Raw genomic sequence first — 16562 nt, forward strand, 5'->3', positions numbered from 1 at the left:
TACAGTCAGATACCATTCGACTGTACATATAAAAAACATAATTTATGGAGGACAAAGAACCGTACAAATACGTACAGATTTCTTTGTCTTTTTCTATTTTAAGGAGGAAGAAAGATGAAAAAACCATATGAGAAGTTTAAGAATGTTGGAGATTGTTATGAGATTGTTGTTCCAGATCCAAAGAATGATACCAAGAATGTAACGATTCAAGGTGAATTTAGAGGATTGGATTACAACTACGACTCAGGCATTATTGATGTTCTTTTTTGGGAGTTCGGAGATACTTCTGCTGACGTTTTTTATTCGGGAGATATTCTATCTGTAAAACCAATTGAAACACCTTCTCCAGAAGAAGATAAGTTCTTTACCCCTTATAAGGAAAGAAAGGTTGAGTTGGGAGCAACAGTAGACGTATACCGTAATCTTCATACAGATAATGGCTACAGCATTCGCGATTCAAAGACAGGATTGGTACTCGCTCATTGTAGTACGGTTCATCTGAAGGATGCTCGATTTGTCGTATCTGAAAGCGGAAGAATGAAAACGGTAAATGAGAAGAGAAAAAGGGTTCATGCGTATATCAGAGGCACCTTGCTTGCGTATAACGTGAATGTAACAGCTGATTATTCAAAAGTGCTGTATAACCCCTATTATCATTCTCTCTTTACTCATGAGGAAACAGGCTATTTCGTAAAGGAAGCGGAGGAAGTCATCTGCTGCGGAAAGTATGCCTATGCAAAAGGGTTTACTCTTCAATTGAATGACCAACAGGTAAGGTACGAATTGATGGATATGGGTTATAACATAGCTGATAACGATGATTCGTTTGTTGCGTTAGCCATTAATGAAGGGTTTACGTGGAATGAACGTGAAGGGTTGTGGTCTAAATGAATCCACAGCCTTTTTCTATCCAAGAGCAATTTCCAAATTGGATCTTCTCCAACAAAGACGGATTTACCTATGCTTTTAGAAACCTGAATTGTATAGAAGGGTTCCGAATAGCGGTAAGAGTGGGTGTAGATGGAGTGATTATCTTTGGAAAAAACGGATTGGTCCTAACCTTCATTATCTTGATCCGAATGTAACAGCTTCTCTAGAAGATTTTAACGGGAGTAAGGGGGAAGGATTCAGACCGTTTGAAGTAGGTTGTATGCGGAGAGATGGGGAGTATTGGTTTTCTGATTGTATCTATGAACCTGGACTAATAGAGGAGGATTTCAAAGAATTAAAATCCCTCTTGTTAGCCATTCATTTAGAGTATCAAAACAACTATCTTTCAACTCACCAACAACTGATTTCATAGCAGAGGAAAAACATATAAAAGAATCGAGGAATATACCATGAAAAATCATATCATTTTCTTCTCTGGTGGAGCATCGAGCTTCTCTGTAGTGGACTTTGTTAAAGAAAAGTACCCGAACGATAACGTGCTCCTTATTTTTAGTGACACGCTCTGGGAGGACGGGGACTTGTACCGATTCGTTCATGAAACAGCAGATAAATTGGAGTTACCGCTAGTCACAATCAGTACAGGATTGACGCCAATTCAACTAATGTTCGAACAACATGTGATCTTTAACAACCGAATTCCCAATTGTTCTAAGTACTTGAAAATGAAAGTGGCAGCCGATTATTTAAAGAAAGGCATTACTCCTAAGATTGAAGTATGGAGAAATAAACAGTTTCTCAAGCAAGAGGACTTTCGGATAGATGCTACTCTTTATTTTGGGATAGATTTCCAGGAGGCACATCGTTCGGAACCGATAAAAAGAAATTGGTCTCCATTCGAATGCCAATTCCCCTTAATCGACTACTTTATCAATAATCAAGATGTATTGGATAAGTGGAATATTCGGATTCCTGAACTTTATTTAAAAGGTTTCAGTCACAACAATTGTGGAGGACGGTGTATAAGAGGAGGTTTAGCTCACTTTAAACGACTTAAAGAAGAGATGCCACAAGTATTTAATGAGCTTGTTGAACAGGAACATTATTTAAAGCTTTACGTATCTGAGTACCACTACATTAAGAATCTTGAAGTAGATGGTTTAGATGATGAAGTAAAGGCTTTATGGCATAAGAATCTGAAAGATTGTTATAGTGATTACTTTTATGGTAGAGCTAAAAGGCCAAAAGTGTATATCCCTACGGATCTTGTAATCAACCAATACAGCTTTTTAAAGCGACATGGTGGTGCTTATCCGCTTGCTAAATACGCAAGAGAGTTAAATGGGAATACAGGGTTTACCACACAAGAGGACCAGTTTGACCTAAAGTATGATGTTTCGGGCTGCGGCTGTTTCGTTGATTTTGGGGACAAGAAGGAAGGGGACTTCTTTGAAGAGGAAAACTTCCAGCTAGCAATGGCTATCTAAGAATTGGAGGAGAAAGAAATGATACAAAAGACAATCATTGAGAGAATGTTAGACATTAGTACGATTCACTTAACCGAGTCAACAAGACAGTGGTTAATGGACAACCCTTATCCATTATCACCCTATGAAAAGAGTGATTATGGTTGGTTTATTCCTATACCTGAAGACTATAAAGTGAATCCTAATGAGCCTACCTTTCAATCCATTCCAGAGGATATGAAACAAGTGTTGGATTACGCGGTTTCAATAGATGTTCAGTGGATCATGTTCGATTGTGAATCGTTAGTCGAACCGAATCTACCCATATACGAATAGAGGACATATAAGGACAGAGAAATCTAACTGATTTGCTCTGTCTTTTTATTTAAGGAGGAATCATCGTGGACACAAGTGTAAAAATGATACGGAATGTAAGGACGAGTACGAATAAGTACGGCAATCCTCGTATTTTTCTTGAGCCAGCTGTTCTTGAAGCAGGTAATTTTGAAGTGGGAGAATCCATTTCCTACACCTATGTCAAGCAAGCATTGGTCATTAAGAAAGCGGAGGAAATTTTTTACAGAGTATCAAAGAGAAAACGTCCTTCCTGGAATAAAGAGCGACCCCTGATTGATTATTCAAACGGTGATTTAGCTCTCCTGTTCCGCACAAAGGAGAAGATCGATATTTTGGTATCTGATTCGGTCATTGTGATAAGGAAAGAACAAACCTTTGACTTATGTGTTATCGGCCAGCCTCGGTTAAGCAGTAACAATCCGATGAGTAAGTTAACGGTTGCTTCCTTCCCATCCGGTGCAGGCGTAGCAACATCTGTCCTTGAAAGTACTGGATTTTTCGAGGGTAAGATAGGCGCAGATGTATGGAACTTAGCGGTAGAATCATATGCTCATAACTTCTCTTCATCAAGTACGTATTGGGGAGATGTGAAGAGCCTACATCCTTCTTACGTTCCGTCCGTTGATGTAACGTGGCTGTCACCACCATGCGTGACATTTAGTAGCCTTGGCGGTCAAAGCAATGGTGTATTAGAAGGCTTAGGACCGCATTTTGCGAGATTAGTAATGGCAACCAATTGTAAGGCCATTATTGTCGAGCAAGTACCTTCCTACTTTTGTATAACGTCAAGTACGTGGAGATAATATTTTTTTTGTTATCAATACTATATTGTATTAATTTTATCCATATTTCCTGGACAAAATCTGGTTTACAATAGTCATATCCTATTTAAAGCAAAATAAAAAGGCTATTTTTTAAATAACCTAACTTCCCCTCTTTTTCTACAGTCGGGTCTTCTTTTATATTAACTTTCCCTTTTTTATTAATTATTAGTAGAAGCTAATGAATAAATTGTGACAAACTTATAGGGGAGCATACATTAATTTTTTCTATTGTATTCTTTTATTTCTTTTACAATATTATAAATAAGGATTAATTCATCTTTAGTTGAGTTTTCAAGGATAACGTTAAGTTTATTTATTACATCCTTTTTATCACCTTCACCCTCAATATCTATTGAATGATATTGGAAAAGGAAAAGAGGGGATATATTCAGCCCTACTAACAATTTCTCTAAAGTTTCCATTGAAATATTTCGTTCTCCTCTTTCAACTCCCCCAATATAAGAATCCTGTAGTCCTGCTAATTCAGCAAGTTGTTCCTGTGTTAAACCTTTTTGTTTCCTAATGGCCCTTATCCGCGAGCCTACAGTCAATAATAAATTAGACAAAATACTCACCTCTTATTTAACTGTAGACAAGAAAAATTCACTAATTAATATGTATGCATTCACTAGTGTTGTATTAATTTAATTTCACTATTTAAAAAACTCAAAATGTTCAATTTTATTATTTTATGCAAAGAAAAAGTCCTTTATAATGGATAGGTCAGGTGGTAATCCCGTCCAAATCCAATAATAAAGGACCAATCTTATGGATAAGATTACACGAAAAACATCATTTGGACAATGGTTTTCACCTATAAATGTTGAATTATTTGATGATCAAGTGAAAACATTGAAATTAGATTTCTATACGAAAAAACTTACGACGGAATCATTTTTAAAATTATTACTTTATGCACAGCTTGAAGAAGTAGAAAGTCTTCATGCGTTGAGTGATTGTCTTTTTGATGATCAACTCCAAAAAGGCATTGATCTGGATTCCATTAGTATTTCTCAGCTTTCACGACGATTAAATGGGATGAATCCAGATTTATTCCAACGACTTTTCCTTGATCTGGTCGCACAAATTCATGCCAAAACACACTACACCAAACTCGTCATGCCGTTAAAAATCATTGATTCAAGCACATTGCCACTTAATTTGACTAATCATAAATGGGCAGAGTTCCGCAAAACAAAAGCGGGTGTAAAGTTACATTTGCGCCTAGTATTTATGGAAAAAGGAATTTCTTATCCTGAAAAGGCTGTGCTAACAATGGCAAAGGAACATGATCGTGGTCAACTCGAAATCATGGTAGACGACAAGGAATGCATGTATGTATTTGACCGGGGCTATCTAGACTATGAACGCTTTGATCGCATGACAGATGATGGGTACTTTTTTCTATCTAGGCTTCGTAAAAACGCAGTCATACGAGAGGTCTACGATTATAATCTACCCGAGGATACGAATGTTCTGTCCGATCAAATGGTGTTGATTGGTACAACTCAAAACCGTACTGAGAACTACTTTCGTCTTTTAAGAGTGATGGATTCAAAAGGAAACGAACTTCAGTTACTTACGAATCGTTTTGATTTAAGCGCCGAAGAGATTTCAGAGATGTATAAATCGCGCTGGGCAATTGAGTTGTTTTTCAAATGGATCAAACAGCACCTCAATATCAAAAAGTTCTACGGTCGAAGTGAATGGGCGATCCACAATCAAGTGTTTATCGCATTAATCGTTTTTTGCCTACATGTCCTCGTTCAACTCGAGACAAAAAGCAAGCGTAAAACCTTACAAATTAGCCGTTATCTAAGAGCTGTTTTGTGGAAGCCGGCACATATTTGGCTTCGGAAAATCGAAGGAAAAACGATTCCTTAATACACAAACTGTCGTCGTCGCAACTGTCTAATTGTAAATATTTTTCCAAATGGATGGAGCCACCTTTGCTTAGGTACTTACTTTTTTGGCTCTAAACGGGAAGAACTTTAAAACTGAAAATTCAGTCAGTATTTATGCAACACTAGTGGTATGCATTATATAAAATACGGATAATAATACTTATAAGTATTATTGGAGGTGGTTTTAGTGACAATCTTAACTGCGAAAGTGACTATTAGAGGAGTGAGACCATTATTATTTAATAAGTTTACGGTTGATAGTATCCCACTAAAAAGAACTTCAAGAAGTGGGGTACCTGGTAATAATCCCGAGGAATGGAAAAATTCCTTTAGCATTACTGATGAGGGCCAACTTTACTTGGACCCTAGTTATATTTTTTCATGTCTTCGAGCTGGTGGTAAATTCATCCCTAAATCTAGGGGAACTATAGAAAGTGATGTTGCCGCTACTTTACAAGTACTATCTGAAAAAATATTACTAAACCGATATATTCCCAGTAACATAGAAGATATATCTACTGACGGTGATGCAGAAACATACATCGATGTTCGACCTGTAACAAGAAGAGGAGTTAAAAACATTCGTTATAGGTTAGCAACTAATAAAGGATGGGAAACAGAATTCTTAGTTTCTTGGGATGGCAGCCTAATAAATCCAGATTTAATACATTCAGTTTGTATCGAGGCTGGTAATTTTGCTGGATTAGGAGATGGTAGAAAAATTGGTTTTGGACGATTTGAGGTAATGAGCTTTAGTGTGCTGGATTACCAGGATCCAAGAATCGAACATGCCTAAAAAAAGAACCCCAAGTTCTACTTGGTCTAAATTAAGATATATTGTTTGGAAAAGAGACGATATGTGTTGTAAAAAATGTAGGATACCGGTTGGAATCAAAGATTGCCATATTGATCATATAGTAAGTGGTTTACGAGGTTCCAATAAGTTTAAAAACCTAAGAACACTATGTAGGCGTTGTCATGTCTTAAGAGTGGACTACAGACACAGAGGTATGATCTATAAAGCTTTAAAAGATGGGGTAATTCCCGTTAACTGGAGAAATCATCTATGGAAATAATTTAATCGAAACAGGAACCTGTTCAATAGGAAATGACCAGCCTATTGCTGAAGAGATAGGTCAAAGTAGCTTGGTGAGGTACAGTATGGTTTTATTTTCTCCGGTAGAGTCTGGTACGATACGTTCCGGCAAGGCAGAGTAAGGTATGGTAGCGTGAGGTATGGTTTGGATTATTATAAATAAAATCCATAAGATGTGGAATTCAAAGACGTATAAAATAGAATCACGCCTAGTTTCTACCTAAGCGTGCTTGTATCATGGTTTAACTTAAAACCTTATCATTCCATGGAACACCTAAATTATAATAAATGTCCTGCATTACTTCCTTGTCCTTAAGGAATAGCAAACCGTAAGATGAAGATTCAATTTTTTTAATCATATAAGCAGAAAAAGTACAGTCATAAAACTCTTTTGCTAAGTCAATTTTATCTTGATGGTGTACATTGTCACTAACGAACCACAAATTATTATTATCTGCATATATTTGCTGACCATATAACAAAATACATAGTTTCTTACAGCAGTAATCAAAAGTTTCTTTATTAATGGTAATTAACTCAAAATCTTTATGCCCTTCACTCATATTATCCAAACTTTTATCTTGCTCTAGAACTTTCGTAAATAAATCCCGATTTCTTTGCAACACTGAAAAACCTTTTTTTAGTTGTGTACCTTTAAAATTTGTAACTAAATATTTTATTAAGAATCCAGTGGCTGAATAATGAGATATTTCAATACCCTTAACTAAACACTGCATTAGGATAACAATTAGTGAACCTTCCAACTCAACTGCCTTCCTTTGAGCCAATGCCTTTATTTTTATGTCTTTAGTTTCTTGCTGCTTTTGTATAATATTTTCTTTAAAATCATAAACTATATTTGTTAACATTTTTACATTATTTTGGATAATTAACTTCATGATAAGACTTTTATAAGTAATAAAGGTTTGCTCTTCCGATAGAATTCCTAACTCATCTAAGAAAGCTCTTAACTGTCTCTCATTATTAATGTCAAGGGAGTCTAAAAATTCTTTTAAACTTAAGGAGAAATTTTGCTTAAGTCTACCCTCTCCATTTACATAGATAGAAAAATAAAGAGAAACCAGGCTTCTCCCTTTTCTGTAGTGTTGATTTTTATAAAGGTGATTAATGAGCGATAAAGTGTTTCTTAACAAAGAATTATATAAATCTATAAAACTTTTCTTATCTTGTTCAAGTAAATAAGTAGCTAAATTATCAATATTATATTTTTTATTTTCACTTTTTAAGCGATTAATTACATTAGCAAGTCTATAAACACTTTCTTCAAATTCTTTATTCATATTATTATCAGCGGCATATTTCAAATTCTGGAATACACTTTCTATATTATAATGGAGTTTTCTATATCGATTATCTATAAATTTATTAAAGTACTTATGCCTATAGGTACGTGTGATTAATCTTATTTCACTATTAGTATCTCTTATGGAATTCCTAAGCATTTTGTCTATACTCATTGATTCAAATAACGACTTAATTAAATCGATAAAATTACCTATAGACCAACCAATACCGATGGCCCATAACAATATTTTTGAAAAAAGGATTTTTGAAATATGCAAAGAATCAGGTTGTAATATCGAAGCATTATAATTTTCTACAAGGGTATATCCTGTAAACATAGTAAATAAAAAGATACTTAGAACAACAACTACAAAACGGTTCTTTCTAGAATTAATGGAAGCAGAAGGAGCTACACTCTTTTGTTCCCTATGGGTGAACACATAAATTGCAGAAATTATTGATAAACAAAATCCCAAGGAGCTTGTAGTCCTAGAGATAATATCCCTAACTGTTATATCTCCAAAATGATTAAAACCAATACTATCAAAAAAATAATAAATAGCATTTCTTAATTCCGGAGAAACTGGTTTATCCACAGGGGGAGCTAGAACAAAATAAAAAATTAAAAAAGCAATAACTAAAAATAAAAAACCTAGCATTGGAAATAAGGCGAAGAAAGAAACTATTCTGTCCACTAGCCATATTCCCATAGTTAACGTAAATCTCCATTTTGCTAAGAAACTTTTATAGAGACGATTTATATATTTTTTAAAATCTTCGTAGATAATTTTTTTGTCCATAGAAAATCTCCTTATCACATACAAAAAGAGACGACTAGTGTTCGTCTCTTTAAATTTATCTACACCATTTAATTAATTTGGGTTTGAAAATATTTCCTAATTTTATTTTTAATAATAGTATCATTTTTATCGGTATATAGCCATGGATCCTCTTGATGTGTTAACTCCTCAAGGTATTTCCCATCATATTCTCCGTATGCTTCCCATACTGCATCAAGGATATCCAACTGCGGTTTAGTAAAGATGCGTTTTCCATTCACCTTATTTTCAAACGGTTTATGATGGATTGTAAGATAACCTAAATGTCTATAATCAAAGTAAAGTTCCGGTACTACAGGACCATGATCCCAAGCTTTAATATCTTCATGAAATAGAGGTTCTCCCTTAAAAGCCATATACCAACCCTGAGCATAATATACTAGCTTCTGCAACTTTAATGGAGTAATCGCCAAAGGTGTGCTTGGAACACTTAAACTAATAAAATAATTTGCAACATCTTTAGCTGTTGGCATATAACCACCTCCTTACTTAAATTTTAGACTAAATCTGTAAAAATGTCACTCGTTTACGGTAAAAAACAACTTATTTCTTTAAAATTAATGGCTATGTTATTTTCAACAATGTTTTTTGGCACCATTCCTGCGAATAAGTGAGCATTCGAGAGATATTCGTATCAAACTGAGGGAGTTTAAGAGTGCTGTTAACTAGAATTCAACAAACGGTCCAGTTTGTTGAGCAACTTCTTTAAAGATTTTTTGCCGGTGGGTGGAGATAGAATATACGTATCGGATACAGCAGATTTTACATATAAGCAGATTATAAGTAACAATTATATAAAATCACGTGTAGGTATCGCTTACTAATAATATTCTCTTACATTACTTTAAGCATTTATAAAACCGTTTAATTCAATAGAAGAACTTAAAAAGGAAATTAGAAGTTATATGACCTACTATAACAATCTAGATATCAATGGAATTTAAAGAAGATGACCCCTGTTGAATACAGAAATCATCTTCTCCATGTGGAATGACCTTTACAACGGGTACACTTAAAAAATCTGGCTAACAGCGGCCCTTGATTAACTTTATCAATATTACTACATTATACAAAAATTCTATAAATTCGATTTAACCCAGGATTCTAACTGTCCCTCCTGTATTTCTCCTTCATGTATTTGTACAACTTTTCCTTCCCTATTAATAATAAAGCTTGCTGGGAGCAAATCAACATTAAATAAATTTGTGACTTCACTTTGTTTATCCAACAGTACTGGTAAATGTAGATTATTTTGTTCAAAATAATTTCTTACTACAAATTCGGACTCTTCTATGTTAATTGCTAATACTTCAAAGCCATTATTCTTATATTTATCATATACATTTTGTATTGCAGGCATTTCGTTTTTACAGGGCTTACACCATGAACCCCAAAAATTCAACAATACTACCTTTCCTTTTAATTCTTCTAAGTTATGTTCTGACCCTGATAAATTTTTAAGAGAAAAATTAGGAGCACTTTCATTAATTTTTACTTTTACCATATCTTCTTTTGTGATATTCATATAGAGCACAAACACAACTGAAAGAAACAATAAAGCAAGGATAAAAACTCGAAACCAATACCGTTTTTTCTTCTCCACAGTTAGATCCTCCTGTTATATATTATCATTCCAATATTAATAAACAAATTTGGAAAGGTAAACAATTATATCCATTGATAGGAATATATATATAAAATTACATATTTTATACATTTTCGACATATTTTTGAACATATGGTATTTACAAATAGAGTTATTAATTGATATAGTTAGTTTCATTAGCGCTAATGTATAATTTTACCTTGGTAAAAAATAGATTAACTGTAATTAAATATTAAACTATTATTATCAACTCTATTTAAAAACTTTCTAATGAGGTGTACAATGAAAAAAAAGATTAATAGAATATTATCCATTTCTGCTTTTTGTTTTGTATTACTATTACCGAGTTTAGCAATGGCTTCTTCATATGTTTCCACTTTCTCTATTCTAACATCAAGTGGTTTTAAAGGTGCCACTCGTTCTTATGATGGTTCAAACCTTGGTATCACTACATATGGTAAAACTGCTGACGGACAATCTGCATATGGAACAAGCAGTATTTTTTATATAGCTTTATATAGAGATAACACATGGGCTGATGACCATATTGGAACTGTAACCCACTCTAGAACTGCTGATTCAACATCTAAATGGTCTAGTGTCGGAAAAGGAAATTATTATTTTACGTTTTGGAAAAATGATGATAAAGTTTATGTAAAAGGAACAGTTGGAATGTTTAACTACTAATAATTTTATATCCTCCTAGATTAGACACTATCTTTATCTAGGAGGATATAAAACTAGCACAGTAATAAAGGAGAAATAATTATGCTTTTATCTTCCTCAATACCATATGCAATAGGAATATTAATTGGGATTACTTATATTACTTACAAATTAATAGCAAAGTTTATCTTAAAAAGAGAAGTAAACATCCTGATCGATCTGATTTTGGGGTCATTTATTGTGTATATATTTGCAATCATTGGATTAACCTTATTTCCATTGCCTATTGGAGCAGAACACTTAACAGTATTAAGAGGCACCCAAAGTGATAGTAGTATTACATTCAACATATTACCATTTACTTCTATTTTAGACACCATAGTAACTCAAGAAATATCCTCAAACACCTATCAGATAGTACGTCAATTAGGGGGGAATGTTTTGTTGTTTATTCCAATTGGGATATACGTGCCCCTATTATTTAAAAATAAATTTAAAAATGTCCTTATATTTGGTTTTATCTTATCCTTAGCAATAGAAATTTTTCAACTCATAATATCTATGTTTATTGACTTTAATTATCGTATAACAGATATCGACGATATCATTCTAAATACTAGTGGTGCTATTTTAGGTTTTCTTATTTCAAAATATTTAGGATTTCAAAAAATTGATGATATGATTTCAAGTAATGTTAAAAAGGTTAACTTAAACTAAGTAATCAGTGTAGAGGAAAATAAAATCAACGAATTCTCTTTTTTAATATCCCTTAAGATTAAACAGTTATTTCTTTAGGCAGTATGTAAGGTCTAAATCCGGTAAGTCCCGGATTTAGACCTCTTTATTTACCTTAATTCATTTTTATCTATAGGTTCTCTGTATTGTTTTTGCTTAAAATGTTCGATCATATTCATACAATAGTAGATGATCGTATATGGACCCGACCCTTGCTATAATGACAGTTAACTTTTATTAGGCAGATACTAGTGGTGTAAAAGAACTTGAAGATTAAATTTAACGGAAACAATCCTATATATTTACAAATTGTTCTGTATTTCAAGATCCAAATAATAAATGGAACACTACTTCCAGGGCAAATTTTGCCCTCAAGAAGGGAAATTGCTACTCTACTAGGGGTAAATATTAACACGGTACAAAGAGCTTTTACTGAGTTGGAAAGAGAAAGTATAATTGTTAATCACCCAAATAGAAATAGCACTATACAGGACGATTTATTGGTAATTAAAAAAATACGTATAGATTTAATTAGGAAATATTTAGATGTATTCTTAGAAGACGTAAAAGATATTAATGTTTCATTCAGTGAAATAGTTACCATTCTAAAAGGGAAATATTAGTAACAAACCACCTAAAAGAGTAAAGGGATGTATATGTTTGCAAAACCTAAGGAAATCTATAGTGATTTGGCCCCCTAATTCTGGATAAGAGCCTTCAAAAGCTCTTTCTTTCTCGTTTTTGATACTTAGCTATCCTGCCTCACTTTTCGCTTCATCACTTCTTTGCTACAGACTTATCATCATCTCTTTAATGAAGCCTTCTTTCAAGCTTGGAATATTTGAAAATGGTTATGTGGAAATATATTTGGAGGGCTTTTAGTCATAGTTACTAATATAATGTCGTTGGTTGGCTTTATTTTATTAATGATCTTCTCAGTTATATTAAAAGGAAAGAATATAAATTTTAGGAATAACGGGCTTTGATCCACTAAGATCAAGGTCCTTTTTTACATAAATTTAGAGCAACATTATTTAACAATAGTTGCAGTATTATTGAATAACAATTCGGGGGTTAAGAGCTTAGGAATATCCTGGCTCTTTTTTTAATGAAAAAACAATTTTTATCATATCACAAAAACTTTCTCTGTTTTAGAATCGTCTAATTGGTGGAAGGGAGCAGAGTGCCTTGGAAGATAGTATCATTAAAGAGCTTATAGTAAATGACAGGGAGAAACTAATTGAACAGCTAATGGACCAGTATGGTCAATCGCTATTGTACCTTACTTATTCATACGTAGGTAAGAGGGAGTTAGCTGAAGACCTTACTCAAGAGATATTTGTTAAATGCTATCAAAAATTAGAACAATATCAAAAAAAATCTTCAATAAAAGCTTGGATTTGGAGAATTGCAATTAATCATTGTAAGGACTATCTAAGGAGCTGGCATCATAAACATATCATCGTTTCTGAGGAACAAGTAAGGGATATCCCTAGCCAGGAGAAAGAAGTGGAAAACCAAGTTATCCAGAGATATGAAGACGCAGAATTAGTTAGAACCGTAATGAGTTTGCCAGATACATACAGGGAAGTTGTATATTTATACTATTTTGAGGAATTACCGATTAAGGCAATCTCTCACCTAACAAGTGTGAATCAGAATACGATTAAGACCAGGCTAAAACGAGCAAAAGAAATCTTAAAAGAAAGCTTGGAGGTATAAATATGGAAGATCGTTTAAAGAACTTTAAAAAGGCTATGAAAACAACGGTTTTACAAGAACTTGCTTTTACGGAGGAACACAAAAATAAAATTAAACGAAAAATTAGCCAGTTATCTACCCCTTCAGAAGACGATGTATTATTAGCCATTTTTCAGTTACTTAAGGAGAAACGTACGGGCTTTGAATTAAGTAGATTGCTACGTGCAAGAGGAATTGAAAAGTTTGAGAACGAAGAGGGCTTCCTCTATATGTCCTTACATAAATTCGAACATAAAGGTTACCTTCACACATACTGGGATGAACCTGATGTTAAGTACTATCAGCTTAGTACCAAAGGGTTAAAGTTCTTAAAATATCTTGAATACGAAGGTTATAGTAAAGCTTACTTTCTAAAAGAAATATTGGAGAGGTAATTAATATGACTAATCATAAGGAACATTTCTTAACCGAAGTTATGCAATATATAAAATCAAAAGAAGCGAAGGAAGTTGTCTACAAAGAGTTAAGTTATCATTTGAAAATGTCTAAGTCAGAACTAGTATCTAAGGGTGCAAACGAAAACGAAGCTGAAGAAAAAGCTATAAAGCAAATGGGGAGCCCAGCAGAACTTGGTACTCACTTTAATAAACTGTATCGTCCTGTTTTTGACTGGAAACTATTTGGGCTTTTTCTCATCATTATATCAATGGGTATACTGCCTATAATAAATGTACAAGATGTACATTCTCAAAATCTTATGATTAGACAGCTGATGTTTATTGCTATGGGGATTATAGTTACAGTAACTGTGATGTTAATAGATTATAGAAAAATAAAGAAATTGGGTTGGCTATCTCTTATAGTAGCATTTGGGTTACTGCTTGCTTTTAACTATTTCCCAAGTTTTAGGATAAACGGAGTTGGTTATCTTGAAATAGCTGGATTTATCATTAGTGTGAGGGTAGTATTGCCATTACTTCTAGTGTTCTGGGCTTGCTATATGTCGAAGGAAAAACCAAAACTGCTTGTAGTGTTTATTGTGTTTTTGCTTTCCGTGTTCTTATTTATGCGATTACCAAGCCTTACTGATGTTTTTATTTATTCCATAATGGTGTTAACTTTATTTCTTTCTTGTTCAATCAGTAAAAAAGCCAAATTTACAACTATTGGCGTTTCTTTTGGTCTTTTTCTTACCTTTGTAGTTCTTCTTTGGTTTACTACGGAAGAATACCAATGGGTTAGATTACTAGCATTCCTAAATCCAGAGGATTACGCACAAGACGCAGGTTATATGTACTTAATGTTAAAAGATTTTATAAAGAGTGGTGGCTGGTTTGGAAACCAGGAAGCTGTGAATCCTATTCCCGACTTAACAACTGATATGGTCTTTGCAAATATCACCTATTTTTATGGGTGGCTAGTAGCTGCGTTTCTACTCGTCCTACTTTCATTGCTTCTATTTAGAATGATCGTCCTTTCTATACAAATAAAGGACCGATTCGGAAAACAACTAATCCTTGGAGTATGTTCACTACTTTCTATCCAATTTGTTTATAATGTGGGAATGATCCTTGGCTTATTGCCAATTATATCGATGTCATTACCGTTTATTAGCTACGGTCTAACACCAACTGTTTTAAATTCTCTACTAATTGGGATAGTTTTAAGCGTGTATCGTCGGAAAAATATAGCTTTAAAAATCTAATATCTTTATAAGACTTAAGAGGGGATTTGTTTACTCTTATCTAACGGCTGTCATTAACGATAGCCGTTTTTGGGTTGATGTTATTGAAAACATTTATCAAAGTATTATCTTTGTGAATTATTACACTTAAAGAAAAGGGGGCATTTGTTTAATTAGCTAATATATATTAAAATAGCTCAAAAGACCCCGCTTTATCAGAATACATAAAAAGAGGACTTCACATGATCAAAGACGAAAAACCTTTTGGTGACATTGAATCCCAAGGTAGTTTAAATAATAATATATCAAAACCCACAATTTTAGCGCTTACTCAGGTGTTTAAAGCTTTGTCAGATCCCACTAGAATTAATATTATATATTTCCTATCTATTTCGGATGAGTTGTCAGTGGGAGATATCGCTGTGAAAATAGGACTGACTTCTTCGGCAGCTTCATACCAATTACGATTTCTCGAAAATCTTGGCTTAGTAAGGGCAAGAATTGAAAAAAACGCTAAACTTTACTCCTTATACGATAATGAAGTTAAAAAGGGAATCAAATTAATGTTTAAACATCAGAGGATATTTAATCAGCAAAAACTTACGTAGAGCCATCTAATCTTAAATATTTTATAAATCATCCTACGGCTAATAGAAGAAAATTGGCCTTTCTTATTAGACGTGGATGATTTATATAACATATAACACAAGCCTTCACAGTGCTACCATATATTAGAAATCCATATCATCAAGAATACTTTTTTGTATTTTATCAGTAAATGGTACTATATTATCTTTATTTCGCCCCTTTTTTGTCCTCCTAAACTCCTCGAATTTGCTATATCCCTCCATTGGATTAGGAGAAAACGCTGTCTCAAACAAGTAAGATACAATAGGATTTCTGCTCTTCCCTGTGGTTATAAGATTCTCAAGAGGTACATCATCATTTATACTCGCTTCTAACCACATAAATAAAATATTTTCATAGTCATTTACCTTTTGTTTGAGTAAATTATTTTTCTCTCTTTCCTCTTGTAAGAGCATTTCATTCTTCCTGTTTTTTTCCTTCAAACTTTCATAATTTTTGATGTATCTTTGTAATCTATTTTCATTTATTGATAGCAATCCTATTATTTTCTCTTTATCTTTGTCTTTTCCTTTAAAATATCGCTCTACAGCATCTTTAGTATTAACTACATGGATTTTATTGTCTTCTTGAGACCCAATGAATACAGTTTCCATGTAAACTGCATTCATCTTATCAATAGCTACTCTTCCATCACCTTTACGCCAAAAATACTCTGTAAACTCATAACTTATATCACCAGTTTCAAAAAGATTTCTAGAAAAGTGGTATACGTCCATATATTTTATAATCGATTTGGATGTCCTATTCTTGTCATAGAGATGTAGTACCAAATTCAACTGTTCCTGCGGATACAATGCCTTAGGCCTACCGGCACTTCTACTTGTTTTTCCCAATGTTTTCACC

General features: G+C 33.5%; 20 protein-coding genes and 1 pseudogene. 16 read left to right on the top strand and 5 right to left on the bottom strand.

The features are described 5' to 3' along the window. Positions 1-114: 114 nt before the first annotated feature. The 5 genes from MKX65_RS24925 (at position 115) to MKX65_RS24945 (ending at position 3514) form a co-directional block, all read left to right on the top strand. Positions 115-891, top strand: a complete 777-nt coding sequence (locus tag MKX65_RS24925; RefSeq protein ID WP_340906593.1) for a hypothetical protein — start codon at positions 115-117, stop codon at positions 889-891. Between the two features lie 88 nt (positions 892-979). Then, the gene (locus MKX65_RS24930; RefSeq protein ID WP_340906594.1) at positions 980-1303 is read left to right on the top strand and encodes a hypothetical protein; all 324 of its coding nucleotides are present in this window, start codon (positions 980-982) and stop codon (positions 1301-1303) included. A 37-nt stretch (positions 1304-1340) separates the two neighbouring features. Next, positions 1341-2375 carry a hypothetical protein gene (locus MKX65_RS24935; RefSeq protein WP_340906595.1) on the top strand — a complete coding sequence of 345 codons (1035 nt, stop codon included), beginning with the start codon at positions 1341-1343 and terminating at the stop codon, positions 2373-2375. Positions 2376-2393: 18 nt separating this feature from the next. Next, the gene (locus MKX65_RS24940) at positions 2394-2690 is read left to right on the top strand and encodes a DUF5983 family protein (RefSeq protein ID WP_340906596.1); all 297 of its coding nucleotides are present in this window, start codon (positions 2394-2396) and stop codon (positions 2688-2690) included. A 65-nt stretch (positions 2691-2755) separates the two neighbouring features. Continuing rightward, the gene (locus MKX65_RS24945; RefSeq protein WP_340906597.1) at positions 2756-3514 is read left to right on the top strand and encodes a DNA cytosine methyltransferase; all 759 of its coding nucleotides are present in this window, start codon (positions 2756-2758) and stop codon (positions 3512-3514) included. A 236-nt stretch (positions 3515-3750) separates the two neighbouring features. On the opposite strand, the gene MKX65_RS24950 is transcribed toward MKX65_RS24945, so the two are convergent. Next, positions 3751-4101: a helix-turn-helix domain-containing protein gene (locus MKX65_RS24950; RefSeq protein ID WP_340906598.1), complete on the bottom strand. Its 351-nt coding sequence runs from the start codon at positions 4099-4101 to the stop codon at positions 3751-3753. Positions 4102-4303: 202 nt separating this feature from the next. On the opposite strand from MKX65_RS24950, the gene MKX65_RS24955 reads away from it, so the two are divergent. The 3 genes from MKX65_RS24955 (at position 4304) to MKX65_RS24965 (ending at position 6515) form a co-directional block, all read left to right on the top strand. Continuing rightward, entirely contained in the window at positions 4304-5419 is a 1116-nt protein-coding gene (locus MKX65_RS24955) for an IS4 family transposase (RefSeq protein ID WP_160549407.1), read from the top strand. 207 nt (positions 5420-5626) lie between these two features. Continuing rightward, the gene (locus tag MKX65_RS24960) at positions 5627-6235 is read left to right on the top strand and encodes a hypothetical protein (RefSeq protein WP_340906599.1); all 609 of its coding nucleotides are present in this window, start codon (positions 5627-5629) and stop codon (positions 6233-6235) included. 61 nt (positions 6236-6296) lie between these two features. Continuing rightward, positions 6297-6515, top strand: a complete 219-nt coding sequence (locus MKX65_RS24965; RefSeq protein ID WP_340906945.1) for an HNH endonuclease — start codon at positions 6297-6299, stop codon at positions 6513-6515. Between the two features lie 262 nt (positions 6516-6777). Here the strand turns inward: MKX65_RS24965 and MKX65_RS24970 are convergent, their stop codons facing one another. Both MKX65_RS24970 and MKX65_RS24975 read right to left on the bottom strand, forming a co-directional pair. Further along, complete coding sequence (locus MKX65_RS24970; RefSeq protein ID WP_340906600.1) at positions 6778-8640, bottom strand: hypothetical protein; 1863 nt, start codon at positions 8638-8640, stop codon at positions 6778-6780. Positions 8641-8708: 68 nt separating this feature from the next. After that, positions 8709-9152, bottom strand: coding sequence for a Panacea domain-containing protein (locus tag MKX65_RS24975; protein ID WP_340906601.1), 444 nt, complete (start codon positions 9150-9152; stop codon positions 8709-8711). Between the two features lie 399 nt (positions 9153-9551). Here MKX65_RS24975 and MKX65_RS24980 point away from each other — a divergent pair. Further along, a pseudogene (locus MKX65_RS24980) lies at positions 9552-9673 on the top strand (IS3 family transposase); the annotation flags it as partial. Positions 9674-9757: 84 nt separating this feature from the next. Here the strand turns inward: MKX65_RS24980 and resA are convergent. Further along, positions 9758-10282: a thiol-disulfide oxidoreductase ResA gene (gene resA, locus MKX65_RS24985; protein ID WP_340906602.1), complete on the bottom strand. Its 525-nt coding sequence runs from the start codon at positions 10280-10282 to the stop codon at positions 9758-9760. 285 nt (positions 10283-10567) lie between these two features. Here resA and MKX65_RS24990 point away from each other — a divergent pair, with 285 nt between their 5' ends. The 7 genes from MKX65_RS24990 to MKX65_RS25020 all read left to right on the top strand — a co-directional run bounded on the left by MKX65_RS24990 (position 10568) and on the right by MKX65_RS25020 (position 15679). Next, a complete protein-coding gene (locus tag MKX65_RS24990) occupies positions 10568-10972 on the top strand; it encodes a hypothetical protein (RefSeq protein ID WP_340906603.1) in 405 nt (134 codons plus the stop codon). Between the two features lie 81 nt (positions 10973-11053). Next, a complete protein-coding gene (locus MKX65_RS24995; RefSeq protein WP_340906604.1) occupies positions 11054-11668 on the top strand; it encodes a VanZ family protein in 615 nt (204 codons plus the stop codon). A gap of 284 nt (positions 11669-11952) precedes the next feature. Continuing rightward, entirely contained in the window at positions 11953-12309 is a 357-nt protein-coding gene (locus tag MKX65_RS25000; protein WP_340906605.1) for a GntR family transcriptional regulator, read from the top strand. Positions 12310-12937: 628 nt separating this feature from the next. Next, on the top strand, positions 12938-13408 hold the full coding sequence (locus MKX65_RS25005; RefSeq protein ID WP_340906946.1) for a sigma-70 family RNA polymerase sigma factor: 471 nt from the start codon (positions 12938-12940) through the stop codon (positions 13406-13408). A 2-nt stretch (positions 13409-13410) separates the two neighbouring features. After that, positions 13411-13821 carry a PadR family transcriptional regulator gene (locus MKX65_RS25010; protein ID WP_340906606.1) on the top strand — a complete coding sequence of 137 codons (411 nt, stop codon included), beginning with the start codon at positions 13411-13413 and terminating at the stop codon, positions 13819-13821. Between the two features lie 5 nt (positions 13822-13826). Continuing rightward, a complete protein-coding gene (locus tag MKX65_RS25015; protein ID WP_340906607.1) occupies positions 13827-15092 on the top strand; it encodes an FtsW/RodA/SpoVE family cell cycle protein in 1266 nt (421 codons plus the stop codon). Between the two features lie 221 nt (positions 15093-15313). Continuing rightward, entirely contained in the window at positions 15314-15679 is a 366-nt protein-coding gene (locus tag MKX65_RS25020; protein WP_340906608.1) for an ArsR/SmtB family transcription factor, read from the top strand. A gap of 123 nt (positions 15680-15802) precedes the next feature. Here the strand turns inward: MKX65_RS25020 and MKX65_RS25025 are convergent, their stop codons facing one another. Beyond that, positions 15803-16552: a hypothetical protein gene (locus MKX65_RS25025; protein WP_340906609.1), complete on the bottom strand. Its 750-nt coding sequence runs from the start codon at positions 16550-16552 to the stop codon at positions 15803-15805. Positions 16553-16562 lie beyond the last annotated feature (10 nt).

The sequence above is a fragment of the Robertmurraya sp. FSL R5-0851 genome (assembly GCF_038002965.1).
Lineage (GTDB): Bacteria > Bacillota > Bacilli > Bacillales > Cytobacillaceae > Robertmurraya_A > Robertmurraya_A beringensis.

Coding starts and splice junctions, on each gene's coding strand:
- MKX65_RS24970 (WP_340906600.1), bottom strand. CDS start 8,640: ATGGACAAAAAAATTATCTACGAAGATTTTAAAAAATATATAAATCGT.
- MKX65_RS25020 (WP_340906608.1), top strand. CDS start 15,314: ATGATCAAAGACGAAAAACCTTTTGGTGACATTGAATCCCAAGGTAGT.
- MKX65_RS24995 (WP_340906604.1), top strand. CDS start 11,054: ATGCTTTTATCTTCCTCAATACCATATGCAATAGGAATATTAATTGGG.
- MKX65_RS25015 (WP_340906607.1), top strand. CDS start 13,827: ATGACTAATCATAAGGAACATTTCTTAACCGAAGTTATGCAATATATA.
- MKX65_RS24925 (WP_340906593.1), top strand. CDS start 115: ATGAAAAAACCATATGAGAAGTTTAAGAATGTTGGAGATTGTTATGAG.
- MKX65_RS24965 (WP_340906945.1), top strand. CDS start 6,297: ATGTGTTGTAAAAAATGTAGGATACCGGTTGGAATCAAAGATTGCCAT.
- MKX65_RS25005 (WP_340906946.1), top strand. CDS start 12,938: ATGGACCAGTATGGTCAATCGCTATTGTACCTTACTTATTCATACGTA.
- MKX65_RS24975 (WP_340906601.1), bottom strand. CDS start 9,152: ATGCCAACAGCTAAAGATGTTGCAAATTATTTTATTAGTTTAAGTGTT.
- MKX65_RS25010 (WP_340906606.1), top strand. CDS start 13,411: ATGGAAGATCGTTTAAAGAACTTTAAAAAGGCTATGAAAACAACGGTT.
- MKX65_RS24935 (WP_340906595.1), top strand. CDS start 1,341: ATGAAAAATCATATCATTTTCTTCTCTGGTGGAGCATCGAGCTTCTCT.
- MKX65_RS24955 (WP_160549407.1), top strand. CDS start 4,304: ATGGATAAGATTACACGAAAAACATCATTTGGACAATGGTTTTCACCT.
- MKX65_RS24990 (WP_340906603.1), top strand. CDS start 10,568: ATGAAAAAAAAGATTAATAGAATATTATCCATTTCTGCTTTTTGTTTT.
- MKX65_RS24940 (WP_340906596.1), top strand. CDS start 2,394: ATGATACAAAAGACAATCATTGAGAGAATGTTAGACATTAGTACGATT.